Below are 25,804 nucleotides of genomic sequence, written 5' to 3' on the forward strand. Positions count from 1 at the left end.
ACGGCGTGGTGAACCGGGATCAGTGTGCCTGTCGAAGGCCCCGTGTGACGATGGGGTCCGTGACGCGTCCGGCACGACCACCGGAGGGCGACCCCGGTGACGCCGATCTCGTGCGGCGGGTGCGCGCGGGTGACCGTGGTGCCGTCGACGACCTCTACGACCGGTTCCGCCGGCCCGCGTTCGCCCTCGCCCGCCGCATCCTGGCCGACGACACGCTCGCCGAGGACGTGGTCCAGGACGTCTTCCTGAGCGTGTGGCGCGACCCGCACGCCTACGACGGCGCCCGCGGCAGCTTCTCCTCCTGGCTCATGGCGATGGTGCACCACAAGGCGGTCGACGCCGTCCGCCGCGAGGAGGCCCACCGGCGCCGGCGGTCCCGCGCCGAGGACGACCTGCTGCTCGGCGCGCCGACCGCCGCGCACGACGTCGAGGACCAGGCCTGGAGCCGGGTGGTGTCCGACCGGGTGCGGGCGGCCCTGGGCGCGCTGCCCGACGCCCAGCGCGAGGCGCTGACGCTGGCCTACTACGGCGGGTACACCCAGCGGGAGGTCGCGGCGCTGACCAGCGCGCCGCTGGGCACGGTCAAGACCCGCATGCTCGCCGGGATGCGCAGGCTCAGGGAGGAGCTCGGCACGGTCGCCGGACTCGCCGCCGGCGGTGCGCTCAGCGACCCCACGTCGGTCGACGGAGGTGCCCGGTGAGCCCGCGGCCCGAGGACCACCAGGCCTTCGACGAGCTCGCCGTCGGCTGGGCGCTGCACGCGCTCGAGCCCGAGGACGAGGCCGTCTTCGCGTCGCACCTGGCCTCCTGCCCCCGCTGCGCCCGCACGGTGGCCGAGACGTCCGAGGTGATGGCGGCGCTGGCCGGCGACCTGCCACCGGCCGAGCCCTCCGACCGGCTCCGCGACCGGCTGCGCCGGGCCGTCGAGCGCACCGATCAGCTGCCGCCGCCGGCCCCGGTGGCGGGCGGGGACCCCGGTGGGCCCACCGTGCCGGCCCCGCCCGATCCCGCGCCCCAGACCGCGCCCGCCCCCGGCGTCCCCGGGGGGCGGCGGCGGACCGACGTCCCCGGGTCCGGCGCCACCGCGGCCGGCCGGGCGGCCACCGGCTTCCCCGACTACGTCCCGCGGGCCGCTGCCCCCGGCGTCGGCGCCCCGTCGGTGTGGCGGCGGGTGCTGCCCAACGCCCTGGTGGCGGCCGCCGTCGCGGCGATCCTGGCGCTGGGCACCTGGAACGTGGTCCTGGGGTCGTCCCGGGACGAGGCCCAGGCGGTCGCCGCCGGGCAGGCGGAGGTGATCGACGCGCTGCTGCAGCCGGGCCGGGCGGTCATCGCGCCGGTCCACCGCGACGGCGGGGCGGGCGACGGCGGGACCGGCGACGGCGGGGCGGTGGCCACCGTGGTCGCCCGGGAGGGCCGCCTGGAGGTCGTCACCCACGGGCTGCGGGTCAACGACAGCAGCGACAGCACCTACGTGGTGTGGGGGATCGCGGGTGACGCCCCGGTGGCCTTGGGCACCTTCGACGTGATCTCCCCACAGACCGACCTGCGGACCGTAGGCTCCGCCCCGACCGGGATCGACCAGTACGCGGCGTACGCGATCAGCATCGAGCCCGGTCGGCAGGCTCCGGCGGAACCGTCGGAGGTGGTGGCGGACGGGCAGGTGACCAGCTGAGCGGACAGGACACCGTGCCGCCCCTCCCGCAGGAGGCGGCGGCGCGACCGACCGCGCGGGAGCGGCGGGAGCACGCGGCGCAGGACGGGCACCGCAGCCTGCGCGAGCGGGTCGCCGAGGCCCGCTGGCGCCGGGGCATCGCCGCGCGGCGCTCGGTCGACCACGCCTACCGGGTCGTGGTCGGGATCGTCGGCGGCCTCGTCGTCGCCCTGGGGCTGGCCACCATCCCGCTGCCGGGTCCGGGCTGGCTCACGGTCATCGCCGGCCTGTTCGTGCTCGCCAGCGAGTTCACCTGGGCCGAGCGGCTGCTGGAGTTCACCAAGCGCCACGTCCGGGCCTGGACCGAGTGGCTGGGCCGGCAGCCGCTGTGGGTGCGGCTGGGCATCGGCGCGCTGACGGCGGCCTTCGTCTACGGCGTCATGGTCGTCGTCCTGCACCTGACCGGCGTGCCGGACTGGGTGCCGGGGTGGGTGCCGCTCTGGCGCTGAGCATCTGGCATCATGGAGCGCGCAGCGGGCGATTGGCTCAGTGGTAGAGCGCTTCGTTCACACCGAAGAGGTCACTGGTTCGAACCCAGTATCGCCCACCAGCACGAAGGGCCAGGTGAACCCAAAGATGGGGGAGCCTGGCCCTTCGTCGTCTCGGGGGCCAGCCAGCTGGCGGGGACACAACTAGGACACACCGCTCGGCTTGCAGCGTCCGCCCCCGCTTGAGAAAGCAGCTGCGGACCCCTGCGCACAGGGCCTCGACGCCCCCTCAGAGCCGCCGACTGCCTCCAGGCCAGCCACGGAGGTTCCGGGAGCCTCGTTCGTTAGGCAGAGCGCCGTTCAGCCGCTCGGTGCTAGTCCTACGGATGGAAGGCAGGGCGCACTGGCTCGGTCGGCGGACCTACCTGACAGCGCGGTGTCCGGGAGGCCTGAAGTCAGGCTGAGACGATGTGGGGGTGACCGGTGCGTGGGAACCTCTTCATCAGCAGGGCCCTCTTGGCGACCCCTCAGCGGGCGCGGGGGAGATGGGTCCGCCTCCAGCGGGAGATGTGATCGGGCCGGCCTGTCCCAGCTCGGAGGTGCGCGAGGAGCTCTCGACGCTGCTCGAACGTGACGAGTCGCGCGTGGGCGAGGTGTACAGGGGACTCGAGAGGAATCTCACCGCAGACCAGATAGCAGCGGAGTTGGGCGTCTCGACGTCCAACTTCGTGTGGAATTACACGCAAACCATCAGGGCGCTCCTTGAGGGTGACTTGCCTACAGGACCGACTGTTGCCTTGGGGGTCGCGCGCAAGTTCCGGGCCTTGCTCAGAGCTGGAGGATTGTCCCCGGACGCGCGCGCGTACCTCGAGGCGAATCTCGTGGAGCTGGAAAGGCGCGCGAACGATCAGACCGCCCGCGTGGTTGAGGTTCGAGAGGCGCAGCGTCATACCGAACAGGCTGAAGCTCGGAACGACGTAGGCATCTATGCCTATGCGCTTCCTCACTACCTGCGGTACCCCTTCGATCCGGCTAGCGGGCGAACTCTCATGAAGGTCGGACGAAGCGACAGTGATGTCATCGAGCGATTCCGCAACCAAACACGCACCACCGCGCTGCCGGAAGAGCCCATCCTCCTGCGCATTTATCCAACGGGGGACCGATCGACGTCGGACGCCGAATCGGACTTTCATCGGTTGCTCGAAGCAGCGGATCACTATCGAAGCGTGGCTCGCTCCGCCGGTAGGGAGTGGTTCGTGACGAGCACTCGGTTCCTGGATCAAGTCGCCCGCGTCATGCGGTTGCCAATCATCTCGGTGAACGAATCTACGGTTGAGGAGGACTAGGCACGCCGCTGCCTACGTACACCAGTCGTTCCGCCATACCCTGTGCAATTCCGTTCCCTCTCAGTCCGTCCGAGGTCCCGGTGCTAAGCATGCGGGTGCTGGTACCGCACGGCGGCCTGAGCCGTCGGCTAATCCACAGGTGCGGCGGCCCGGACTCCCGCCAGCTCGGGAGTCGGCCAACACTCTCTGTCATGCACCACTCAACTGATCGTTAGCGGACCTGTACAGTTCCGTACTGCTACGAAAGGTCAGCGGAGGCGGCGCCAGGAGGCGGTGGACCTCTCAGGGACGGGCGACAGCTGTCAGGCCCTGTGGGGCTCTTGAGGTACCGCGGCAACGCGGGCGACGATGGGGGAGCGACGAGTGTCGGAGGCTCTGGAGGCTGCTCTCGCGGAGCGGGACGACCTGGACCCGTTTGGTGCAGCTAAGCGGACGCTGTTCGCCCTGCAGTTGAGCCGGGACCTCGAGGACGTGGCATCCGTGGCGGCGTCCGCTGTCACCGACGGCCCTGACGACAAGTCCTGCGACGTTGTATACGTCGATCGAGACGCAGGGTCGATCCTGCTTGCTCAAGGTTATGAGGCAACGGTCCCAAGGCCTCAGGCGCCGAACAATAAGGCCAGCAGCCTTCACCAGGCGGTGAACTGGCTCTTCGGCGCTCAGTCCGCGAGCGACGTCCCCGAACGACTGCGTGAGGCATGGCGGGAGGTGCACGAGGCTCTTGCAGACGGCGCCATCAAGGACATTGAGATCTGGCTAGTTCACAACCTCCCGGAGTCGTCCTCCATCGCCAGCGAGTTGAAGGCAGTCGAGCGAGCTGCCTACCTTCTGACGCAGCAGCGGTACAGCATCGAGGACTTGTCGGTGGCCGCTCGGGAGGTGGGAGTTGAGACGCTGACCGACCGCTATGAGGGATCCCGCACTCCCATCTTGGTTACGGACACCTTCAGTATTCCGGTGTCAGGTTCATTCCTAGAGCAGGGTGAGAACTGGTCGGCTGTCTGCACCAGCATTCCAGCTTCCTGGCTGCACGAGCAGTTTGCGACACACGGGCAGAGGCTCTTCTCGGCCAATATCCGTGGATATCTTGGGAGTCAGCGAGCGCAGGGCAACATCAACAACGGGATCCAGCGGTCCGCCAGGGAGTCGCCTCGTCAGTTCTGGGCCTATAACAACGGCATCACGGCACTCGTCCACTCTGTGGAGCCGGCCGACGACGGGTCGAGTCTTGAGGTCCGCGGCCTCGCGATCGTCAACGGTGCGCAGACCACTGGGGCTATCGGCTCGGTCCCTGCAGACGCCGTCGCAGAAGGAAGACTCCTGGCTCGCTTCATCAAGTGCGATGATCCAGCAACCGTTCAGGAGATTATCCGCTATAACAATCGTCAGAATCCTACGCAGGCCTCGGACTTCCGTAGCAACGACCGTGTCCAGGCGCGCCTCGTGCATGAGTTCTCGACGCTGGGGGTCGTAGGTTACAACGGCGGGCGACGCGGTGGAGCTGAGGACGTGATTAGACGTCCTGGGGAGAACCAGATTTCAGCCAGTGTGGCCGCGCAAGCCCTGGCTGCATTTCATGGCCGCCCAGACATCGCCTACCACGCCAAAGGTCAGATTTGGGAAGCCGACGCTATTTATAGCGAAGTATTTCCCGAACGCACGACGGCGAGGCATATCCTCTTTGCCTACAGTCTGCTGCGTGCCATCGAGCAGTTGCGTCTCGACTTGGGGAATCGCGATGAGGGCGACTTGACGCAGCTCGATCAGGACTTGGCCGGCTGGTTCGGTCTTCGCGGTGCGACCATGCTCGCGGTCGGTGCGGTTGGCGCCGTCAGCGAGACGCTGTTGTGCGACACGGCGATCCCCGATCGGTATGCCTTGAAGTTCAAGGGACGACCCACAGTCCCCGCCGCCGTCGCCATGTGGCGACCGGTATTAGATGCGGTGTTGGCTCTTGCTCCTACCCAGTTGGCACAGCCGTTGACGGTCGCTGGCGCGCTGCGCAACCGGTCTGCGGTGGACACGGCAGTCAATACCTTCCGTGGCATCGTCGCAGCCACGAGGGCGAGCAACGCGAGCCTCTACGCCGACTTCGCGCGGAAGGTCACGCAGGATTAGTGCTACTTGAGACTTCTGGTGAGCGCGTAGTTGGCCAGCTCGTGACGACGGACCGTGGCATTGCCATTGAGACGGTCGATCCGGACTGGCATGACGCAACAGAGACCATCCCTTGTGAGCCGAACACGCACATCGTCTGGTTAGGGCGACCCGACTGAGCCGCGCGTCGCAACTGCATTCGACAAGCCCAGCCGATCGATCAGTCGGCTGTGTTGGTCCTAAGGACGGCGCGAACGGTGGAGGGGTACCACTGGCGCCCACCCTGGGCAGTTGGAACGCCGTCTGAGTTCAGCGCGCGTGCAATGGCGGCGAGGGACATTCCGCGAGCGCTGGCCTGGGCGATGCGCTCGACAATATCTGCGGGCAGAGTGCGCGGACGCCCGAGACGCACGCCAGCCGCCTTGCGAGCGGCTAGGGCGTCCTTGGTGCGCTGACCGATAAGCCTGCGCTCGTACTGGCTGGCTGACACGACGACGTTGGCCGTGAACTCGCCGACGGGCGTCGTCGTGTCTACGCCGAGGTCAAGGCACAGGACGGACCAGCTGCGCTTGCTAGCCCGCTCGAGGAGGCCCCCAAAGTCCTTGACGGAGCGGGACAGGCGGTCAAGCTTGCTAACGATCAAGACGTCCGCCTCGCCAGCATCCAAGCGAATGAGAGCTGCTCTGAGGGCCGGCCGATTGAGGTCCTTGGCGCTTGCGCCCTCCTCGATGACCAACTCGAGGTCCCAACCGCGTCGGGCAGCTTCGCCCTCGAGAGCGGCCCGTTGGGCATCCAGGCCGGCGCCGCTGTTCACCTGCTCGCCCGTGGACACCCGGCAGTAGCCCAGCGCACGGGGCGGGCGGTGGAGGAGTGCGGGAGCCATGTTGTGACCATACAGCAACCAACCGTTTGATGTACGCGCGCAGTGGTAGGCGCTAAGCGCATAACCGCCCCAGCGAGTGAGGTCAGGGACCTCAAGCTTGACCTCGCCGTTAGCAGAGAGGGAACGTGGTCGTCCCGTTGCCAATCTCCGGAGGAGCCTCAAGTGAAGAAGGCAGCCCTGTACCCGACCCTTGCTGTCTTGGCGGTTGCGCTGACCGCTTGTGGTGGTGGGGCGGAGGCTGCCGCGCCGGCCACGCCGATTGAGTCGGCCACGCATGACGTCACACTCGAGTTCGCGTGGTACGTGGACGGCACCATCTATGCGGCGTGTCAGCATCGCGGTGGACCGTATGCCGACATCAATCACGGAACTCCTGTGACGCTGAAGACGGGAGCCGGTGAAACGGTTGGCGCCAGCGCCCTCTCGGAGGCCAATTGCGAGTCGGGGGGCGGAGCCTTCACTTGGACCGTTATCTTCCCTGACGTCCCGATGGACGCTGACTTCTACTCGGTGGAGGTCGGTCAGCGCGGTGAGGTGACTAAGAGCCGGCAGGACCTCGAGGCGAACGACTACACGTTTCAGACGTCCTTGGGCGGCTGAACTGCAGGCTATGGGCGCACTATCCCTCGGAGCCAACGAACCGAGATCCCTGCATCGGTCATGTTGACAGACAGTTCAATCTGCGCGTGTCAGAAAAGTGTTGCCGTGGGCGTAAAGACCAGCGACGTGGCTGTTCGGTGCAATCCGACGTCCTGTGACGTGCGCCACCTGGGCGGTCAGAGGGTAGAACTCCTCCTTGAAGTAGAGGGGGCATCGTTGGCAGGGAGGACCCTGCACCCCGTCTCAGGCTAGTCAAAGCTGATTGTCAGACACTGGAAAACAAGGCAATAGATGAAAACAATGCAATAGATATAATCCCCCCAGGCGTTCCCCGGAAATCCTAGCCGTTGAAGGACCCCGGCGGCGGGGTCTGGCTCGGACGTCCGGCGAAAACAGACCACGAGAATCCCGGGCTAGGGGTGTGGCCGCATTTCCTCCTCTGAGTGTTTCGTCGATGTCGTGTGACGGGCCTCGAGAAAACACGCAACCGTCACCTCCTGGTCTAGCTTGCGAGGCTGCGCGTCACTGAGCGTCTCTGCGCTACTGGCTGACCGTTCCGCGCCTACTGGCTAGGTTCTAATTTCTTTGCACTGCTGCTGCTCGGACACCGGCGGGAGAACGGGGTAAAAGAAACCGCCTTCAATCGCCAGGACAACGACACTGACGAAGGTTGGTGTCCGCCCCGTTGACCTTTGCATCAGCCGCCAACTTCTGCCTCTCTCACGCGCCGCCTTTTCCCCTGGGGTAGGTTCCGTATTGTTTCAACGGCAGGCAGGACGCGGGCGAAAAAAACGCCCGACCTGACAGGACTCGGATGCCGTCAGGCCGGGCGGTCAGGAAACCTCGTGCGTAAACATTCCCGAGTCGTTCAAGCTGTACCTTGAGGGTAGCGCATGTCGCGTTATAAAGCAAATCCGCCGGCGGTCCTGGCTATACGATATCTGCGTCCAGTGCAGCCATGAGAGTGCTGTTCCCTGTGTGCATCAGGTGTCCGTAGCGATCGATGGTGAAGTTTGATGAGGTGTGCCCTGCCCGTGTCTTCAGCTCGAGGAGGTTGGCGCCATGCCCAATCCAATAGCTGATTGCGGTGTGTCGCAGGTCGTGGATGCGGACCTTGAGGCCAGAGGCTTGAGCTGCCGGAAGCCAATAGCGACGTCTGAATGCATTGACGCGCAAGGGTCCGCCAGCCTTCCCTGTGAAAATCACGCTTGCGGAGGTGTTCAGCATGGCCAAGACCTTGGGTGGCACCGGGACGGTCCGGTTGCCAGCTCGGGTCTTTGCGGGCTGAAGCAGCAGGACGCCGCCCACCTCGACGCTCGTCCTGCTGACGCGAACCTGACCGCGCTCCCTGTCTACGTCCGCTTGTGTCAGTGCGGTTGCTTCGCCGATGCGCAGGCCCGAGTACGCCAAAAAAACACAAGGCTACGGAAGTGTGGGTCGATTGATTCCGCGAGCTTCGCGACTTCGGTAGGCGACAAGAACGTCATGGGCTCGCGCTGCTTGGCTGGCAGGTTGACCCCGATGCACGGGTTCGTCCGCAGGCGTCGGGCCTGCACGGCGGCGTGGAGGCACTTCTTGAGCTCGCTGTGCAGCTCGTGCGCTGTGGACGGCTTCACGTCCAGCCGTGCTACCCATGCCTGGATGTCTGCCGTTGTGAGGTCACCGAGGGGGAGCCGGCCGAACTCAGCCAGGTACCTATTAGCAAGGTGACGATTCTTCTCATTGGTGCTTGCGCGCAGGTGGAGGCGAGTTGCCTGCCAGTCCCTCGTCCAGGCGCTCAGGGTGATGCGGGCGTCCCTAGGGTCGATGGCTGCCCCGCTAGCGAGGTCTGCCTCGACCTGGGTCCTGAACTCCCGTGCAGCCTTCCATGTGGAGAAGGTCTTGCTTCGGCTAGCGCCGTGCACTCGGTAGCGCACACGGAAGCCGCCGTTGCGCGGCTCGATCGAGGCCATGCCCATCACTCTCTGTAGCTCTGTGTCCCAACCCCCTGTGAGCGGGAGAGGCTACAACACGAGGAGGACGACCTGCCGTCTGACCTGCTAATTCAGGGACACAGCTAGGACACGCGAGCATTCTTCGGGCCTCTGTGCTGGTCAGACGGGCGCAACGGTCCAAGAATGCAAGTCAGCGCTCTGACCTGCGGAAATCAATTCGACCGCCAGGCTTGCGGGCGTGACCACATAGCGTGATTCGAACCTTCACACCGAAGAGGTCACTGGTTCGAACCCAGTATCGCCCACCGGCACGAGGGGCCGCGCGAACCCGGGAACGGGGGAGCCCGGCCCCTCGTCGTGTCCGGGGCTCGGTGTCCGGGCTCAGCGGGTCCGGTAGCGCGCGTAGATGAGCCCGCTGGCGAAGGTCCGCTGGTCGACCAGGTCGAGGTCGAGGCGGACCCCGTCGGGGAAGAACCGCTTGCCGCCGCCGACCGCGCTCGACGTGATGAACAGGTGGTACTCGTCCACCAGGCCGGCCGCGATCGCCTGCGCGGCGAGGGTGGGGCCGTCGACGGAGAGGTCGTGGTCGGACCCGGCCTTGAGTCGGCGGACCGCGTCGGGGTCGAAGCTCCGCTCGATCCTGGTCCGCTCGCTCGACACCGACTCCAGCGTCGTCGAGTAGACGATCTTCTCGGCGGCCTGCCAGTCGCGCGCGTACTCCACGATGTGCGGCGGCGCGTCGGGCTCCTCGTGCGCCGTCTCCCAGAAGACCATCGTCTCGTACATCCGCCGGCCGTAGAGGAACGTGCGGACGGGCCGGAACAGGTCGCCGATGAAGGTGTGCACCTCCTCGACCTCGGCCCCCGTGCCGAGGTCGCCCTCGGCCGCCTCGGCGTAGCCGTCGAGCGAGGTGATCATCGAGTAGACGAGCTTGGCCATGTGACTCCCTCTCGGACGCGTGGGCCGGTCCTGCGGTGGTCCCGGCGGCCGTGACCGGGAGCCCCGGACCACGCGGTCCGGGGCTCCCGCCGGCTCAGGCCGGGCCGTAGGTCAGGTGCGCCACCCCGTTGCTCAGCGCCTCGACGCCGATGAGCGAGAGCTTCTGCGAGGTGCCCTCGGGGAACAGGTGGACGCCCTGTCCGACGGCGAGCGGGTAGACGTAGAGGTGCAGCTCGTCGACCAGGCCGTCGGCGACCAGCGCCCGCACCAGCGTCACGCTGCCGCTGACGTAGAGGTCGCGGTCGGCCTTCAGCTCGCGGATGCGGTCGGGGTCGTAGCCGCCGACGGCGGTGGAGTTGCGCCACACCGACTCGGCGTCGGTCAGCGTGGAGGAGACGACGTACTTCGTCGTGTCGTTGAAGAACGGCGCGCCCTCGTCCTCCTCGGCGGTCCGCGTGGACCAGGCCGGGGCGAACATCTCGAAGGTGTTCCGGCCGAGCAGGATGCCCGTGGCCGGTGCGGTGATGTTGCCGATCGAGGCGGCCAGGTCGTCGGGGAAGCCGTAGTCCACCGTCCACATCGGCGCGTCGGCGACCCCGTCGACGGTCGTGAACTCGTGCACCCTGATGACGCCCATGTCGTGCTCCTCACTGCTGGTCCGGCGGTCGGCCCGTCCGGGTCGGTCGGTGTCGTCGGGGAGACCCTGGCCCACGACGGAACTCATCGGTACCGGGCACGCCGTGTCGCCGGTCTCACCGGCGCGGGGGTCCGCGGCGCCGCGGCCGGGCGCACCATGGAGGGGATGGCACTGGACAGGGCCGCCCGCCTGGACGCGGCCGTGGAGCGCGACGGACCCACCTGCATCTGGTGCGGCCGCGCGCTGACCGGGCAGGTCACCGCCACGACCGAGCACGTCGTGCCGCGGGTCAAGGGCGGCCCGTCGTGGCTGGAGAACGAGGTCGCCGCGTGCCGCCGCTGCAACGGCGAGCGGGGGCACACCGCGCCGGTCGAGTGGCTGGAGGAGTGCCTGCGCCGCGGCTGGCCCGCCGACGAGGCGCGGCTGGCCCGCGTGCTGGCCGACCTGGCGGCCGCGATCGCCGTCCGCGGCGGCCAGCGCCGGGCCCGGCCCTACCTGGAGTCCCAGCTGCGCCGGCTGCGCCGCCGGGGTCCCGCCGCCGCCTGACCGCACTAGCGTGGCCGCCGTGACGTCGGGCACGGTGGTCGGGATCGCGGTCTACCCGGTGCGCGGGTGCGCCGCGACGCCGCTGCCGCGCGCCGACGTGGGCCCGGGCGGGCTGGCCGGCGACCGCGCGTTCGCCGTCGTCGACGCCACCGGGCGGGTGCTGCGCGGCCGCGACGCGCCGGCGCTGGCCGGCGTCGCCGCCACCGGAGACCCCGCGGCCGACACCGCCGCCGTCGCCGCCGCGGTGGGCGGTCCGGTGCGGCTCGAGCCGCTGACCGGCCGGCCCGAGGGCGCCGCGGCGGTGCACCTGGTCTCCCGCCAGGCGCTGGACCGGGCGGCCGCCGGCGTCGTCCCGGCCGGCTGCGGCGCCGAGGACCCGCGGGCCAACCTGGTGCTCGACCTGCCCGGCGACGACGAGCGCACCTGGGTGGGCCGGCGGCTGCGGCTGGGCACGGCGGTGCTCGAGGTCACCCGGCTGCCGAAGCACTGCCTGGGGGTCTACGCCGAGGTGGACCGGCCGGGGACGGTCGGTGTCGGCGACCCGGTGGTGACCCTCGCGGGAGGGGCCGAGTCGGCCGGGTGAGCGCCGCGGCGGTCGATACGCTGGCCTGCGCGACGCCCGTCCCGTGCCGGCGCCGCCCGAACCGCCCAGCGACCCCCAGGAGATCCCGTGTCCGCCGCGCCAGCCCCCGCCGTCACCACCCCGATCCGGGTGCCGGCCGGGACCACGGCCGAGCAGGCGCTCAAGGACGCCGGGGTCGCGCTCAAGGGTCCCGACGGCGCCGTCGTCGTCCGCGACCTCGCCTCCGGCGACCTGCGCGACCTGTCCTGGGTCCCGGACGCCGACGCCGAGGTCGAGCCGGTCGTGGCCGCCAGCCCCGAGGGCCGCGCGGTCATCCGGCACTCGACCGCGCACGTGCTCGCCCAGGCCGTGCAGGACCTCTTCCCCGGCACCCGCCTGGGCATCGGCCCGCCGGTGGAGAACGGCTTCTACTACGACTTCGACCCCGAGCGGCCCTTCACCCCGGAGGACCTGCAGGCGCTGGAGAAGCGCATGCAGCAGATCGTGAAGGCCGGCCAGCGCTTCTCGCGCCGGGAGGTCACCGAGGACGACGCCCGCGCCGAGCTGGCGCACGAGCCGTACAAGCTCGAGCTCATCGGCCTCAAGGGCGCCGGGGCCGACGGCGCCGACGTCGAGGTCGGTGGCGGGCAGCTGACCGTGTACGACAACCTCGACGCGCGCACCGGCGAGCGGGTGTGGACCGACCTGTGCCGCGGCCCGCACGTGCCGCGCACCAGCAGCATCCCGGCGTTCAGCCTCACCCGGTCGGCGGCGGCCTACTGGCGCGGCGACGAGAAGAACCCGCAGCTGCAGCGGGTGTACGGCACCGCGTGGGAGAGCCGCGAGGCGCACAAGGGGTACCTGGAGCACCTCGCCGAGGCCGAGCGCCGCGACCACCGCCGCCTGGGCGCCGAGCTGGACCTGTTCAGCTTCCCCGACGAGATCGGCTCGGGGCTGGCGGTGTTCCACCCGAAGGGCGGGATCGTCCGGCGCGAGCTGGAGGACTACAGCCGGCAGCGGCACGAGGAGGCCGGCTACTCCTTCGTGAACACCCCGCACATCACCAAGGAGGACCTGTTCCTCACCAGCGGGCACCTGCCGTACTACGCGGAGACGATGTTCCCGCCCATGGAGTTCGAGGGTGCGAACTACTACCTCAAGCCGATGAACTGCCCGATGCACATCCTCGTGTACCGGAGCCGCGGGCGCAGCTACCGCGAGCTGCCGCTGCGGCTGTTCGAGTTCGGCACCGTCTACCGCTACGAGAAGTCCGGGGTGGTGCACGGGCTGACCCGGGTGCGCGGCCTGACCATGGACGACTCGCACATCTTCACCACCCGCGAGGACATGGCCGCCGAGATCCGCGGCGTCCTCGAGTTCGTCCTCGGCCTGCTGCGCGACTACGGCCTCGACGACTTCTACCTGGAGCTGTCCACCCGCGACGACTCGCCGAAGTTCATCGGCGAGGACGCGCAGTGGGAGCGGGCCACCGCGGCGCTGCAGGCGGCCGCCGACGCGTCCGGGCTCGAGCTCGTGCCCGACCCGGGCGGCGCGGCGTTCTACGGGCCGAAGATCTCGGTGCAGGCCCGCGACGCCATCGGCCGGTCGTGGCAGATGTCGACCCTGCAGGTGGACTTCAACTTCCCCGAGCGGTTCGCCCTCGAGTACACCGCCGCCGACGGCTCCCGGCAGCGGCCGGTGATGCTGCACCGCGCGCTGTTCGGCTCCATCGAGCGCTTCTTCGGCATCCTCACCGAGCACTACGCCGGCGCGTTCCCGGCCTGGCTGGCCCCGGTGCAGGTGGTCGGCATCCCGGTCACCGACGACCAGGTCGGTTACCTGCGCGACGTCGCCCTGCGGCTGCGGGAACGGGGCATCCGGGTCGAGGTCGACGACTCCGACGACCGCATGCAGAAGAAGATCCGCAACGCGAGCAAGCAGAAGGTGCCCTTCGTGCTCATCGCGGGCGCCACCGACGCCGAGGCGGGTGCGGTCTCCTTCCGCTACCGCGACGGCAGCCAGCGCAACGGGGTGCCGATCGACGACGCCGTCGACGCCGTGGTCGCCTGGGTGGCCGCCCGGCACAACGCCGACCCGTCGGCCGACGTGCCGCTGGAGCGGCCGTGACCGTCGGCCCGGACGGGTTCTCCGTCCCGGTCTCCAGCGACGACGGCGGCCCGGCGACCGTCTTCGAGCACCTGTGGACGCCCTACCGGATGGCCTACATCCGCGGCTCGGGCAAGCCCACCGGGGAGCACGACTGCCCGTTCTGCCTCATCCCGGCGATGTCGGACGAGGAGGGCCTGGTGGTCGCCCGCGGCGAGACGGTCTTCGCCGTGCTCAACCTCTACCCGTACAACGCCGGACACCTGATGCTGGTCCCGTACCGGCACGTGCCCGACTACACCGACCTCACCGACGCCGAGGTCGCCGAGCTGGGCGCGTTCACGCAGACGGCGATGCGGGTGGTGCGGCAGGTGAGCGGTGCGCACGGGTTCAACATCGGCATGAACCAGGGGTCGGTGGCCGGCGCCGGGATCGCCGACCACCTGCACCAGCACGCGGTGCCGCGCTGGGGCGGCGACACCAACTTCATGCCGGTGATCGGCCTGACCCGGGTGCTGCCGCAGGTGCTGGCCGAGACCCGCGCGCTGCTCGCCCGGAACTGGCCGGGTGCCGCGGCGCCGGTCCCGGGGAGCTGACGTGCTCGGGCAGGGGGCGCGCGCGGCCGTCGGCCGGTTCTGGGCGCCGGTGGTGACCCGGCTGGCCGGCGCCGGCGTGACCCCGGACGCGGTGACCGTGACCGGGACGCTGGGCGCCATCGCCGCCGCGGTGCTGCTCATCGCCCGCGGCGAGCTGTTCTGGGGCGCGTTCACCGTCACGCTGTTCGTGCTGCTCGACATGCTCGACGGCGCCCTGGCCCGCGCCCGGGGCGGCGGGTCGGCGTTCGGCGCGGTGCTCGACTCCACCTGCGACCGCGCCGTCGACGCCGCCGTCTTCGGGGCGCTGGTCTGGTGGTTCACCGGCGCCGGGGAGAACCGGCTGCTCGCGCTGCTGGCCCTCGTCGGCCTCACCCTGGGCGTGCTGACCAGCTACATCAAGGCGCGCGCCGAGGGTGTGGGCATCCCGTGCGACGTCGGGCTGGTCGAGCGCACCGAGCGGCTGATCCTGGTGCTCACCGGCACAGGCCTGACCGGGCTGGGCATCCCCTACGCCGTCGACGTCGGGCTGTGGCTGCTGGTCGCCGGCGGCGCCGTCACGGTGGGGCAGCGGGTGGCCGCCGTCCACCGCGGTGCGCGCGGCCGGACCCTGTCGCCGTCGGCACCGGCTCCGTGAGCCGGCGCCGTGCCCGTCTGGCGTCCCGCGCCACCGACCTCGGCTTCGCCGCGGGCTGGCGGGCCGTGCAGTGGCTGCCCGAGCCGGTCGCCCGTGGCGGCTTCGACGCGGTCGCCCGGGTCGCCGCCCGCCGCCAGGGCCGGGGCACCCGCCAGCTGCGGGCCAACCTGCGGGTCGCCACCGGCGGGGAGCTCGACGAGGAGGCGCTCGACGAGCTCACCACCCGGGCGCTGCGCTCCTACGCGCGCTACTGGCAGGAGGCCTTCCGCCTGCCGCGGCTGGACACGCAGCGGGTGCTGCGGGACACCGTCCTCATCGGGCGGGACCACCTGGCGCGGGCGCGGGAGCAGGGCCGGCCGGTGGTGCTCGCCCTCCCGCACAGCGGCAACTGGGACGCGGCCGGGGTGTGGTTCGTCGACTGGCTCGGCGGGCCGTTCATGACCGTCGCCGAGCGGCTGCGCCCCGAGTCGCTCTACGAGCGCTTCCTCGCCTACCGGGAGACCCTCGGCTTCCGGGTGGTGCCCCTGACCGGCGGCGCCCGGCCCAGCTCCGAGGTGCTCCGCGAGTGGCTCGACGGCGGCCGCTCGGTGTGCCTGCTGGTCGACCGCGACCTGGGCCCCGCCGGGGTGCCGGTCGACTTCTTCGGCCGGCCCACCACCATGCCCGGCGGCCCGGCGCTGCTCGCTGCCCGCACCGGGGCCGCGCTGCACCCGGTCGTGTCCCGGTTCAGCGAGCGCGGCTGGGTGCACGAGGTGTGCCCGGAGGTGCGGCTCGACGGCGCCCCGCGGCTGCGCGACCGGGTGACGGGGGCGATGCAGGGCGTGGCCGACGCCTTCACCGCGGGCATCGCCCGGCGGCCCGAGGACTGGCACGTCCTCGGCCGGATCTGGGCCGACGTGCCGCCCGACCCGCCGGCGGGGGAGCGCGGCTGATGCGGATCGGCCTGGTCTGCCCCTACCAGTGGGACGTGCCCGGCGGGGTGCAGTACCACGTGCGCGACCTCGCCGAGACGCTGCGCGGGCTCGGCCACCACGTCGAGGTGCTCACCCCCGCCGAGCGCGAGGAGTCGCTGACCGACCCCTGGCTGACCTTCGCCGGGCGCACCGTGCCGATCCCGTACAACGGCTCGATGGCCAGCGTGCAGTTCGGGCCGGTGTCGGCGTCCCGCGTGCGGCGCTGGCTGCGCGAGGGGCGCTTCGACGTCGTCCACGTGCACGACCCCGCCCCGCCCTCGATCGGCCTGCTCGTCTGCATGATCGCCAAGGGGCCCATCGTGGCCACCTTCCACGCCGCGACGGTCCGGTCCAAGTGGCTGGTCGCGTGGGGCCCGGTCGTGCGCCCGTGGCTGGAGCGGATCAGCGGCCGGATCGCCGTCTCCGACTTCGCCCGCCGGGTCCAGGTCGAGCACCTCGGCGGCGACGCCGTGATCATCCCCAACGGCGTGCACGTGCCCGCCTTCGCCGACGGCCCGACGCTGCCCGGTGCCGCGCGCGGCGTCGACGGCCCCACGATCGGCTTCCTCGGCCGCTACGACGAGCCGCGCAAGGGCCTGCCGGTGCTGCTCGAGGCGATGCGGACCGTCGTCCGCGACCACCCCGGCGCGCGCCTCCTCGTCGCCGGCCGCGGCGACCCCGACGCGCTGTACGAGGCGGTGGGGGAGGACCTGCGCCCGTCGGTGGCGCTGCTGGGCGAGCTGTCGGAGCCCGACAAGGGCGCGTTCCTGCGCTCGGTCGACGTGTACTGCGCGCCCAACCTGCTCGGCGAGAGCTTCGGCGTGGTGCTCATCGAGGCCATGGCGGCCGGTGCGCCGATCGTCGCCAGCGACCTCGACGCCTTCGCGCGGGTGCTGGAGGACGGCGCGGCCGGGGTGCTGGTCCGCCGCGGGGACAGCGCGGCCCTGGCCCGCGCGCTGTCGGGGCTGCTCGACGACCCCGCGCGCCGGGCGGCGCTGTCGGCGGCCGGGCGGGAGGCCGCGGCGGGGTACGACTGGCAGGTGGTGGCGCGCAAGGTGCTCGCCGTCTACGAGACCGTCGCCGTGCCCGGCGCCGGCGGGGTCACCGCCGCCGACGACGACGAGCTGGCCGCCGCCACCGGCACCCCGGGCGCAGAGGACGGGGTGTTGCCGTCCCTGCGCAGGCGCGTCCGCCGCTAGCGTGGTCAGGCGTGACGCCCGATGCCTGGATGCTGCTCGCCGCGGGCGTCGTCGTGCTCCTGCTCGCCTGCTGGACGGCCTGGACGCTCACCCGGCTGCGGCGGCTGGAGGTCCGGGTGGCCCGCGCGTGGACGGTGCTCGACGACCGGCTGCAGCAGCGCGCCGCGCTCGCCGCCGACCTGGCCTCCGACTGCTCGGCCGCGCTCGGCGAGGACCGCACCGTCCGGCTCAAGGCCGCCGCGCACGACGCCCACCACCCGCGGAGCGGGGACCGTGAGCTGGCCGAGAACGCCCTCGGCCGCGAGCTGCGCGCACTGCCCCGCGAGGTGCCCGGCATCCCGACGGCGCGGCTGACCGCGCTGGCCGAGGCCGACGCCCGCATGGCGCTGGCGCGGCGGTTCTACAACGACGCCGTCCGCGACACGCACCTGCTGCGGATGCGCCGGCTGCCCCGGCTGCTGCGGCTGCACGCCGACCGGCCGCTGCCGCGGTTCTTCGACGTCGAGGACGGCCTGGACGCCGTCCTGACCGGGGCCGGGACGGCCCGCGGCTGAGCGCTCCCGAGGTGTCGACCCCGTGACCGCGCAGCAGGACGAGGTCGGGAGTGCCCGCCGGCCTCCCGGGCCCGAGCGGGCAGCCCCCCGGCGGCTCGGCGGCGTCGACCTCGCCCGCGGGCTCGCCGTCCTGGGCATGTTCGGCGCCCACCTCGGCGCCACCGGGGAGCTCGGCTGGGACCCGGCCACCTGGCGGGCGGTCGTCGACGGCCGCTCGTCGATCCTGTTCGCCACGCTGGCCGGGGTGTCCATCGCCCTGCTGTCCGGCGGGCGCACCCCGCCGGCCGGCCACGAGCTGGCCCGGGCGCGGACCCGGATCCTGGTCCGCGCCGCCTGGGTGTTCGCCATCGGCGGCGTGCTGGAGCTGCTCGACACCTTCGTCGCGATCATCCTCGGCGTCTACGCGGCGCTGTTCGTCCTGGCGCTGCCGTTCCTGCGCTGGTCCCCGGCCCGGCTGCTGCTGGCCGCCGGCGTCGTCGCCCTGGCCGGCCCGCCGCTGGCGCTCGCGGTCGGCCGGTACGCGACCGAGCACGGCGAGGAGGGCAACGCCTTCGCCTTCCTGCTGTTCACCGGCTACTACCCGGCGGCGGTGTGGCTGGCCTTCGTGCTGGCCGGGCTGGCGGTCGGCCGGATGGACCTCGCCGCCGCCCGGGTGCGCGCGGGCCTGGTGGCCGGCGGCGCGGCCGCCGCGGTGCTCGGCTACGTCGGGGGCCGGCTGAGCACCCTGGAGTTCGCGCCCGGGGAGCGGCTGGCCGGCATCGAGGCCGGGTTCGGCGCCGAGGGGGAGTGGGACCCGGCCTGGTTCGCCGGCGCCGAGCCGCACAGCAGCACGCCGTTCGAGGTGCTCGGGTCCGGCGGGGTGGCGGTCGCCGTCATCGGCCTGTGCCTGGTCCTCGCCGACCTGCTGCCGCGGCTGACCTGGCCGCTGGCGTCGGTGGGCGCGCTGGCGCTGTCGGTCTACACCGCCCAGATCGTGGCCATCGAGGTGTTCGACGTCGACTACGGCGAGTCCTGGGGGCAGTGGGTGCGCTTCAGCCTCACCGCCGTGCTGCTGGCGTCGGTGTGGCGGTGGCAGCTGGGCCGCGGCCCGGTGGAGCGGCTGCTGACCTGGAGCTCGCGGCGCGCGGCCGGGCCCTGACCGTGCCCGCCTGCCCGGCCGGGCCCGTCCGGCCGGGTCGGGGGCCGGCGGGCCGCCGGTAGGATCGACCGGTGCGCCCGGGTGCCGGTGCCGGGCGCCCGGGACGAGGAGGACAGCCGTGAGCGGCCATTCCAAGTGGGCGACCACCAAGCACAAGAAGGCCGCGATCGACGCCAAGCGCGGCAAGCTGTTCGCCAAGCTGATCAAGAACGTCGAGGTCGCGGCACGCACCGGCGGCGGTGACCCGGCGGGCAACCCGACGCTCTACGACGCCATCCAGAAGGCGAAGAAGTCCTCGGTCCCCAACGACAACATCGACCGCGCGGTCAAGCGCGGGTCGGGCGCCGAGGCCGGGGGCACCGACTACCAGAACATCACCTACGAGGGCTATGCCGCCGGCGGTGTCGCGGTGCTCGTCGAGTGCCTCACCGACAACCGCAACCGCGCCGCCTCCGAGGTGCGCACCGCGATGACCCGCAACGGCGGCTCCATGGCCGACCCGGGCTCGGTGTCCTACCTGTTCACCCGCAAGGGCGTCGTCGTCGTGCCCAAGTCCGACGGCGTCGACGAGGACAGCGTGCTCCTGGCCGTCCTCGACGCCGGCGCCGAGGAGGTCCGCGACCTCGGCGACACCCTCGAGGTCGTCTGCGAGCCCACCGACCTGGTCGCGGTGCGCACCGCCCTGCAGGACGCCGGCATCGACTACGACTCGGCCGAGGCCGGCTTCGTCCCCAGCGTCACCGTCGAGCTCGACGAGGAGGGCGCCGGCAAGGTGTTCCGCCTCATCGACGCCCTCGAGGACTGCGACGACGTGCAGAACGTCTACGCCAACTACGACGTCTCCGACGAGGTGCTCGAGAAGGTGGGCTGACGACGGCCCGCGTGTCGCGCCCTCTCGTCGCACGGGCCGGTTAGCCTCGGTCGAACACCAGTTCGGTCATCGGGAGGCGTCCATGCGGGTCCTCGGCATCGACCCGGGGCTCACCCGGTGCGGGTGGGGCGTCGTCGACGGCCGTCCCGGCGCCCGGCCGGAGGCCGTCGGGGTGGGCGTCATCCGCAGCTCCGCCGACCTCGACCTGGAGCTGCGGCTGCTGGAGCTGCACACCCAGGTGACGGCGCTGCTGCGCGAGCACCGGCCCGACGTCGTGGCCATCGAGCGGGTCTTCACCCAGAACAACAAGGGCACCGCCACCGGCACCGCCCAGGCGGCGGGCGTGGCGGCGCTGGCCGCCGCGCAGGCCGACCGGCCGGTCGCCTGGCACACGCCCAGCGAGGTCAAGGCGGCCATCTCCGGCAGCGGCCGCGCGGACAAGGAGCAGGTCACCCTCATGGTCACCCGGGTGCTGGGCCTCGCGGCCGCCCCCAAGCCGGCCGACGCCGCCGACGCGCTCGCCCTGGCGGTCTGCCACGTCTGGCGCGGCCCGGCGCAGCAGCGGCTGCGCAGCGCGGCGATCGCCGGCGGCATCGGCGCACCGGTGGTGCAGCGGACGCTGCCGCGCTGGCAGGGGGTGTCCCGGTGATCGCGAGCGTCAACGGCCGGGTGGCGGCGGTCGGGCCCGACGGCGCGGTGGTCGAGGTCGGCGGGGTCGGCCTGTCGGTGCAGTGCACGCCGGGCACCATCGCCCGGCTCGTGGTGGGGGAGCAGGCCCGGCTGGCCACCAGCCTCGTCGTCCGCGAGGACTCCCTGACCCTCTACGGCTTCGCCGACGACGACGAGCGCCAGCTGTTCGAGCTGCTGCAGACGGCCAACGGGGTCGGCCCGCGGCTGGCCCAGGCGGTGCTGGCCATCCACCCGCCGCGCGAGGTGCGCCGCGCGGTGTCGATGGCCGACGTCAAGGCGCTCACCCAGGTGCCCGGCATCGGCAAGAAGGGCGCGGAGCGGCTGATCCTCGAGCTGCGCGACCGGCTGGGCTCCACCACCACCGACACCCAGCTCGACGGCGGCGCGCTGCCGGCGGGCGCCGCGCCGGTCACCCCGGTGGCGCCCTGGCGCGACCAGCTCACCGCCGCGCTGGTGGGCCTGGGCTGGTCCAGCCGCGAGGCCGACACCGCGCTCACCGCGCTCGCGCCGGTCGCCGACGAGCAGCTCACCGGCACCGGCCGGGTCGACGTCGCGCTGCTCCTGCGCCAGGCGCTGCAGCTGCTGGGCCGGTCGTGAGCGGGCCGTTCGACCGGTCGCTGACCGGGGAGGTGGCCTCGGGCATCGGCCGCGACCTCGGCGTCTCGCCGCAGGCCGGTGACGAGGAGCGGGTCGTCGAGTCGGCGCTGCGCCCGCACTCGCTGACCGACTTCATCGGCCAGCCCAAGGTGGCCCGCCAGCTCGCGCTGGTGCTCGAGGGCGCCAAGCGCCGGGGCCGGCCGCCGGACCACGTGCTGCTGTCGGGCCCGCCCGGCCTGGGCAAGACCAGCCTCGCGCTCATCATCGGCTCGGAGCTGGGCACCTCGGTGAAGATCACCAGCGGTCCGGCGATCGAGCGCTCCGGCGACCTCGCGGCGATGCTGTCCAACCTCGGCCCCGGCGACGTGCTGTTCATCGACGAGATCCACCGCATCGCGCGGCCGGCCGAGGAACTGCTGTACATGGCGATGGAGGACTTCCGGGTCGACGTCGTCGTCGGCAAGGGGCCCGGCGCCACCGCCATCCCGCTGGAGATCAACCCGTTCACCCTCGTCGGCGCGACCACCCGGGCCGGCCTGCTCACCGGCCCGCTGCGCGACCGGTTCGGCTTCGTCGGCCAGATGGAGTTCTACGAGCCCGCCGAGCTGCAGCAGGTGCTCGCCCGCAGCGCCGACCTGCTCGGCGTCGAGCTCACCGACGACGGCTCGGCCGAGATCGCGGGCCGCTCCCGGGGCACCCCGCGCATCGCCAACCGGCTGCTGCGCCGGGTGCGCGACTACGCCGAGGTGGAGGCCGACGGCCGGGTGACCCGGGCCGTCGCGCGGGCCGCGCTGGCGCTCTACGACGTCGACGAGCTCGGGCTCGACCGGCTCGACCGGGCGGTGCTCGAGGCGCTGGTCGCCCGCTTCAACGGCGGCCCGGTGGGCGTGAGCACCCTCGCCGTCGCGGTGGGGGAGGAGCCGCACACCGTGGAGGAGGTGTGCGAGCCGTTCCTCGTGCGCGCCGGCCTGCTGGCCCGCACGCCCCGCGGGCGGGTGGCCACCGAGGCGGCCTGGCGGCACCTCGGCCGGCCGCTGCCGCGCGGCGGGATCCCCCTCGGAGGTGTCACAGCCGCCCCGCGTGACCCGGGTTCGTCGTCGGAACCGCTCTTCGACGCCTAGACTGATCGGCGCTGGCGCGCAAGTCGGCCCCTCGCCGGGCCGTTCGGGTCCCGGCTCCGCGACCCGGTGTCGGCGGGGGCCGGCCCGCGCGCCTCGACCGACGTACCCGAGCGGTCCCGACCCGGGCCGCACCGACCGCGTGCACCCGGCGCGGTAGAGAGGCACCACCGTCGTGGAACTGTTCCCCCTGCTCCTGCTCGTGCTGGCCTTCGTGGCCCTGGTCGTCCTGCCGGCGCGGGCCCGCAAGCGCCAGCAGAACCAGACGCAGTCGGCGCTGGCGATCGGCGTCCCGGTCATCATGGCCGGGGGCGTGCACGCCACGGTGGCGAGCCTCGACGACCCGGCCACCGTCCAGGTCGAGATCGCCCCGGGTGTCGTCGTCACCTACGCCCGGCAGGCGGTCCTGCAGGTGCGCCCGCCGGCCGGGGAGGTCCCCGGCCCGGTCGTCACCGGCGAGACGGTGGTGGACCCGGCGGTCGACCCCTCGGTGGACGAGACGTCCGCCCGGGACGACCGGCGCGGTGACGGTTCCTCCGGCAAGACCCTCTGACGGGGCGTCCGGTGGCCAACCGCGCCCTGCCCGCGAGCCGTTACTTCGGCGCCTTCTTCCTGATCGTGGCCGTCATGTACGGCCTCATCTTCCTCACCGGCAGCGACCGCACCCCCCAGCTCGGCCTGGACCTGCGCGGCGGCACCACGGTGACGCTGACCGCCCGCACCCCCGACGGGCAGGCGCCGGCTCCCGAGGACCTCGAGCTCGCCCGGCAGATCATCGAGCAGCGGGTCAACGGTCTCGGCGTGGCCGAGGCCGAGGTGGTCACCGAGGGCGAGTCCAACATCGTCATCTCGGTGCCCGGTGACAGCGGCGAGCAGGCGCGCGAGCTCGGCCAGACCGCCCAGCTGCGCTTCCGGCCGGTGATCACCGGCCCGGAGACGGCGGCCCCGGCCGAGACCACCGACGAGGCCACGCCGACCGACCCGGCGGCCCCCACCGACTCGGCGGCCCCGACGGACTCGGCGGCGCCCACGGACTCGGCGGCCCCGACGGACTCCGCGGCGGCCACGGACTCGGCGGCGCCCGGTGACGAGGCGATCAGCGACCCCGCGCTCGACACCGACCGTCCCGCGGTGACCCAGGAGGAGGCCGCGGCCGAGTACGCCACGCTGACCTGCGCGCCCGAGGACACCGCCGGCGAGGTCGCCCGCCCCGACGACCACGTCGCGGCGTGCAGCGAGGACGGCACCCAGAAGTACCTCCTCGGCCCGACGATCATCGAGGGCACCGAGATCGCCGACGCCTCCGCCGGCACCCAGCCCACCACCGGCGAGTGGGTCGTGCTGCTCGACTTCAACAGCGAGGGCCGGGCCACCTGGGCCGAGTACACGGCCGCCAACGTCGGCAGCAACGTCGCCTTCACCCTCGACGGCCGGGTGGTCTCCGCGCCCACCATCCAGGGCGCCATCAACGGCCAGACGACGATCACCGGCCAGTTCGACCAGGAGAGCGCCGAGGAACTGGCCAACCAGCTCCGCTACGGCGCGTTGCCGCTGACCTTCACCCAGGCCACCGCGGAGTCGATCTCCACCGAGCTCGGCTCCGAGCAGCTGCGGGCCGGCCTGATCGCCGGGGCCATCGGCATCGCGCTGGTCTTCGTCTACGCGCTGGTCTACTACCGGCTGCTGGGCCTGGTGATGATCGCCAGCCTGGTGCTCTCGGCGGTCGTGGTCTACGCCAGCCTGGTGCTGCTGGGCCGCGAGATCGGGTTCACCCTGAGCCTGGCCGGCATCGCCGGGTTCATCGTCGCGATCGGCATCACCGCCGACTCGTTCGTCGTGTACTTCGAGCGGCTCAAGGACGAGATCCGCGAGGGCCGCAGCCTGCGCTCGGCCGTGCCGCGGGCCTGGGTCCGCGCCCGCCGGACCATCCTCTCGGCCGACGCGGTCAGCTTCCTGGCCGCGGCCATCCTGTACTGGCTGGCCATCGGCGACGTGAAGGGCTTCGCGTTCACCCTGGGTCTGTCCACGGTGCTCGACCTGGTCGTCGTCTTCCTCTTCACCCACCCGCTGATGGCGGTGCTGGCCCGCTTCCCGGCCTTCAGCCGGAGCCGGTTCTCCGGTCTCGGCCGGGTCGACCGCTCGCGCCGGTCCGCCGCCCCGCAGGCCCGCGCCGACCGCGAGCTGGTCGGCGCCGGCAGCGGCGCCCGCGCGTCCCAGGACAGGAGCCAGGCATGAGCCGCGAGCAGGACCGCGACACCGCCGACGACCGGGAGCGCGAGGTCCCGGTCGGCACCGAGGCCGACGAGGCGCGCGCCGCCGGGGTCGACGCCGCGGAGGACGCCGCCGCGGCCGGCCAGGCCGCCGGAGACCTCGCGCTGGCCGACGCCGGCCTGCCCGCCGAGGGGCAGGACGGCACCACCCGGCGCCCGCCGCACCGGGCGTCGCTGGCGCACCGCCTCTACAACGGCGAGGCCGGGCTCGACGTCGTCGGCCGCAGCCGGCTGATCTACAAGATCACCGCCGTCGTCGTGCTCGTCTGCGTCGCCTCGATGCTGTTCCGCGGCTTCAACTTCGGCATCGACTTCGCCGGGGGCAACAGCTTCCGGGTGGCCGGCGGGATCGAGCAGCTCGAGGAGGTCCGCCAGGCCGCCACCGACGCGGGCGCCGACGTCGCCTCGGCCCAGGTGGTCGGCGGCGACGAGATCCTGCTGCGCACCGGCGCCCTGGACAACGAGGGAGAGCGGGCGGTCGTCGACGCCGTCGCCGACGCCGCCGGGGTGGCGCCCGACCAGGTCAGCCCCGAGTCGGTGAGCGCCGAGTGGGGGCAGGACATCACCGACCAGGCGCTGCTGGCGCTGGCGGTCTTCCTCGTCGCGGTCATCGCGTTCCTGGCCATCCGGTTCCAGCCCAAGATGGCGGTCGGCGCGATCGTCGCCCTGCTGCACGACCTGGTGGTCACCGCCGGGGTGTACTCGCTGGTCGGGTTCGAGGTCACGCCGTCGACGGTCATCGGCCTGCTCACCATCCTCGGGTTCTCGCTGTACGACACCGTCGTCGTCTTCGACAAGGTCGACGAGAACACCCGCGACCTGGAGAAGACGGCCCGCATGACCTGGGGCGAGGCGGCGAACCTGGCGGTCAACCAGACCCTCATGCGCTCGATCAACACCTCGGTCATCGCGCTGCTGCCGGTCGCCGGCCTGCTGTTCGTCGGGGCGGGCCTGCTCGGCGTCGGCACGCTCAAGGACCTCGCGCTGGTGCTGTTCGTCGGCCTGGCCGCAGGCGCGTACTCGTCGATCTTCCTGGCCACCCCGATCGTCGCCGACCTCAAGGAGCGCGAGCCGGAGGTGCAGGCGCTGCGCCGCCGGGTGCTCGCCCGCCGGTCGGCCGCCGCCCGCACCGGTGCCCGCGTGGCCGCCGGCCCGGTGGCCAGCGCCCGCCGCAACCGCGGCGCCGGCCGCGCCGGGGGCGTGGCCCTCGCCGAGCGGGACGTCGACGCGTTCGGTCCCGCCGAGGCCGACGTGGTCGTGGAGTCGCCGGCGTCGGTGGGCCCGGAGCCCGCGCGCCGTCCCGGCCCGCGCGGGGCGACGGCCGCCCCGCGCCCCGGCCAGCGGCCGCAGCGGCCGGGCCCGCGGTCGGGCACGAAGAAACGACGGTGACACGGG

27 protein-coding genes and 1 tRNA gene are annotated in these 25,804 nt (G+C 72.1%); 23 read left to right on the forward strand and 5 right to left on the reverse strand.

From position 1 onward, the window contains the following. Positions 1-50: 50 nt before the first annotated feature. The 6 genes from ACI79V_RS07890 (at position 51) to ACI79V_RS07915 (ending at position 5,603) form a co-directional block, all read left to right on the forward strand. Complete coding sequence (locus ACI79V_RS07890; RefSeq protein ID WP_456888097.1) at positions 51-701, forward strand: sigma-70 family RNA polymerase sigma factor; 651 nt, start codon at positions 51-53, stop codon at positions 699-701. Next, positions 698-1,672 (forward strand): anti-sigma factor domain-containing protein, encoded by a 975-nt coding sequence (locus tag ACI79V_RS07895; protein WP_456888099.1) that lies wholly within the window; start codon positions 698-700, stop codon positions 1,670-1,672. Before ACI79V_RS07890 ends, ACI79V_RS07895 begins: the two co-directional genes overlap by 4 nt. 14 nt (positions 1,673-1,686) lie before the next feature. Next, complete coding sequence (locus tag ACI79V_RS07900; RefSeq protein WP_456888101.1) at positions 1,687-2,160, forward strand: PGPGW domain-containing protein; 474 nt, start codon at positions 1,687-1,689, stop codon at positions 2,158-2,160. Positions 2,161-2,186: 26 nt separating this feature from the next. Beyond that, positions 2,187-2,261: transfer RNA gene (locus ACI79V_RS07905), tRNA-Val, on the forward strand. Between the two features lie 477 nt (positions 2,262-2,738). Continuing rightward, positions 2,739-3,485 carry a GIY-YIG nuclease family protein gene (locus ACI79V_RS07910; RefSeq protein ID WP_456888103.1) on the forward strand — a complete coding sequence of 249 codons (747 nt, stop codon included), beginning with the start codon at positions 2,739-2,741 and terminating at the stop codon, positions 3,483-3,485. A gap of 363 nt (positions 3,486-3,848) precedes the next feature. Beyond that, positions 3,849-5,603: an AIPR family protein gene (locus ACI79V_RS07915; RefSeq protein WP_456888105.1), complete on the forward strand. Its 1,755-nt coding sequence runs from the start codon at positions 3,849-3,851 to the stop codon at positions 5,601-5,603. 199 nt (positions 5,604-5,802) lie between these two features. Here the strand turns inward: ACI79V_RS07915 and ACI79V_RS07920 are convergent, their stop codons facing one another. Next, the gene (locus ACI79V_RS07920; RefSeq protein ID WP_456888107.1) at positions 5,803-6,465 is read right to left on the reverse strand and encodes a recombinase family protein; all 663 of its coding nucleotides are present in this window, start codon (positions 6,463-6,465) and stop codon (positions 5,803-5,805) included. A 162-nt stretch (positions 6,466-6,627) separates the two neighbouring features. Here ACI79V_RS07920 and ACI79V_RS07925 point away from each other — a divergent pair, with 162 nt between their 5' ends. Next, on the forward strand, positions 6,628-7,065 hold the full coding sequence (locus ACI79V_RS07925) for a hypothetical protein (protein WP_456888109.1): 438 nt from the start codon (positions 6,628-6,630) through the stop codon (positions 7,063-7,065). A 930-nt stretch (positions 7,066-7,995) separates the two neighbouring features. Here the strand turns inward: ACI79V_RS07925 and ACI79V_RS07930 are convergent. The 4 genes from ACI79V_RS07930 to ACI79V_RS07945 all read right to left on the reverse strand — a co-directional run bounded on the left by ACI79V_RS07930 (position 7,996) and on the right by ACI79V_RS07945 (position 10,575). Beyond that, the gene (locus ACI79V_RS07930; RefSeq protein ID WP_456888111.1) at positions 7,996-8,475 is read right to left on the reverse strand and encodes a site-specific integrase; all 480 of its coding nucleotides are present in this window, start codon (positions 8,473-8,475) and stop codon (positions 7,996-7,998) included. Beyond that, on the reverse strand, positions 8,433-9,017 hold the full coding sequence (locus tag ACI79V_RS07935; protein ID WP_456888113.1) for a hypothetical protein: 585 nt from the start codon (positions 9,015-9,017) through the stop codon (positions 8,433-8,435). Before ACI79V_RS07935 ends, ACI79V_RS07930 begins: the two co-directional genes overlap by 43 nt. Before the next feature lie 363 nt (positions 9,018-9,380). After that, positions 9,381-9,938, reverse strand: coding sequence for a dihydrofolate reductase family protein (locus ACI79V_RS07940; RefSeq protein ID WP_456888115.1), 558 nt, complete (start codon positions 9,936-9,938; stop codon positions 9,381-9,383). Positions 9,939-10,032: 94 nt separating this feature from the next. After that, a complete protein-coding gene (locus ACI79V_RS07945) occupies positions 10,033-10,575 on the reverse strand; it encodes a dihydrofolate reductase family protein (RefSeq protein WP_456877116.1) in 543 nt (180 codons plus the stop codon). A 165-nt stretch (positions 10,576-10,740) separates the two neighbouring features. Between ACI79V_RS07945 and ACI79V_RS07950 the strand changes: the two genes are divergently transcribed. From ACI79V_RS07950 to secF, 16 genes are all read left to right on the forward strand, one after another. After that, positions 10,741-11,121, forward strand: a complete 381-nt coding sequence (locus ACI79V_RS07950) for an HNH endonuclease (RefSeq protein ID WP_456877117.1) — start codon at positions 10,741-10,743, stop codon at positions 11,119-11,121. A gap of 19 nt (positions 11,122-11,140) precedes the next feature. Further along, positions 11,141-11,704 carry an MOSC N-terminal beta barrel domain-containing protein gene (locus ACI79V_RS07955; RefSeq protein ID WP_456888117.1) on the forward strand — a complete coding sequence of 188 codons (564 nt, stop codon included), beginning with the start codon at positions 11,141-11,143 and terminating at the stop codon, positions 11,702-11,704. A gap of 87 nt (positions 11,705-11,791) precedes the next feature. Continuing rightward, complete coding sequence (gene thrS / locus ACI79V_RS07960) at positions 11,792-13,810, forward strand: threonine--tRNA ligase (protein WP_456888121.1); 2,019 nt, start codon at positions 11,792-11,794, stop codon at positions 13,808-13,810. Further along, positions 13,807-14,385: an HIT family protein gene (locus ACI79V_RS07965; protein WP_456888123.1), complete on the forward strand. Its 579-nt coding sequence runs from the start codon at positions 13,807-13,809 to the stop codon at positions 14,383-14,385. The genes thrS and ACI79V_RS07965 overlap by 4 nt, the downstream gene beginning before the upstream one ends. A gap of 1 nt (position 14,386) precedes the next feature. Next, positions 14,387-15,019 (forward strand): phosphatidylinositol phosphate synthase, encoded by a 633-nt coding sequence (gene pgsA / locus ACI79V_RS07970; RefSeq protein ID WP_456888125.1) that lies wholly within the window; start codon positions 14,387-14,389, stop codon positions 15,017-15,019. Then, positions 15,016-15,951, forward strand: a complete 936-nt coding sequence (locus tag ACI79V_RS07975) for a phosphatidylinositol mannoside acyltransferase (protein WP_456888128.1) — start codon at positions 15,016-15,018, stop codon at positions 15,949-15,951. Before pgsA ends, ACI79V_RS07975 begins: the two co-directional genes overlap by 4 nt. Next, positions 15,951-17,171, forward strand: a complete 1,221-nt coding sequence (locus ACI79V_RS07980; RefSeq protein WP_456888130.1) for a glycosyltransferase family 4 protein — start codon at positions 15,951-15,953, stop codon at positions 17,169-17,171. Before ACI79V_RS07975 ends, ACI79V_RS07980 begins: the two co-directional genes overlap by 1 nt. A gap of 11 nt (positions 17,172-17,182) precedes the next feature. Beyond that, positions 17,183-17,725 carry a hypothetical protein gene (locus ACI79V_RS07985; protein ID WP_456888132.1) on the forward strand — a complete coding sequence of 181 codons (543 nt, stop codon included), beginning with the start codon at positions 17,183-17,185 and terminating at the stop codon, positions 17,723-17,725. A 22-nt stretch (positions 17,726-17,747) separates the two neighbouring features. Further along, complete coding sequence (locus tag ACI79V_RS07990; RefSeq protein ID WP_456888134.1) at positions 17,748-18,863, forward strand: heparan-alpha-glucosaminide N-acetyltransferase domain-containing protein; 1,116 nt, start codon at positions 17,748-17,750, stop codon at positions 18,861-18,863. A 118-nt stretch (positions 18,864-18,981) separates the two neighbouring features. Continuing rightward, on the forward strand, positions 18,982-19,734 hold the full coding sequence (locus tag ACI79V_RS07995; protein WP_456877126.1) for a YebC/PmpR family DNA-binding transcriptional regulator: 753 nt from the start codon (positions 18,982-18,984) through the stop codon (positions 19,732-19,734). 82 nt (positions 19,735-19,816) lie between these two features. Then, the gene (gene ruvC / locus ACI79V_RS08000; protein ID WP_456877127.1) at positions 19,817-20,383 is read left to right on the forward strand and encodes a crossover junction endodeoxyribonuclease RuvC; all 567 of its coding nucleotides are present in this window, start codon (positions 19,817-19,819) and stop codon (positions 20,381-20,383) included. After that, complete coding sequence (ruvA, locus tag ACI79V_RS08005) at positions 20,380-21,021, forward strand: Holliday junction branch migration protein RuvA (RefSeq protein WP_456888138.1); 642 nt, start codon at positions 20,380-20,382, stop codon at positions 21,019-21,021. Before ruvC ends, ruvA begins: the two co-directional genes overlap by 4 nt. Then, positions 21,018-22,142: a Holliday junction branch migration DNA helicase RuvB gene (ruvB, locus tag ACI79V_RS08010; protein WP_456877129.1), complete on the forward strand. Its 1,125-nt coding sequence runs from the start codon at positions 21,018-21,020 to the stop codon at positions 22,140-22,142. Before ruvA ends, ruvB begins: the two co-directional genes overlap by 4 nt. Before the next feature lie 172 nt (positions 22,143-22,314). Next, positions 22,315-22,692, forward strand: a complete 378-nt coding sequence (locus ACI79V_RS08015; RefSeq protein ID WP_456888141.1) for a preprotein translocase subunit YajC — start codon at positions 22,315-22,317, stop codon at positions 22,690-22,692. A gap of 11 nt (positions 22,693-22,703) precedes the next feature. Next, positions 22,704-24,374: a protein translocase subunit SecD gene (secD, locus tag ACI79V_RS08020; RefSeq protein WP_456888146.1), complete on the forward strand. Its 1,671-nt coding sequence runs from the start codon at positions 22,704-22,706 to the stop codon at positions 24,372-24,374. After that, positions 24,371-25,798, forward strand: a complete 1,428-nt coding sequence (gene secF / locus ACI79V_RS08025) for a protein translocase subunit SecF (protein ID WP_456888148.1) — start codon at positions 24,371-24,373, stop codon at positions 25,796-25,798. The genes secD and secF overlap by 4 nt, the downstream gene beginning before the upstream one ends. The last annotated feature ends 6 nt before the right edge of the window (positions 25,799-25,804 follow it).

It is taken from the genome of Geodermatophilus sp. SYSU D00700, assembly GCF_054050255.1.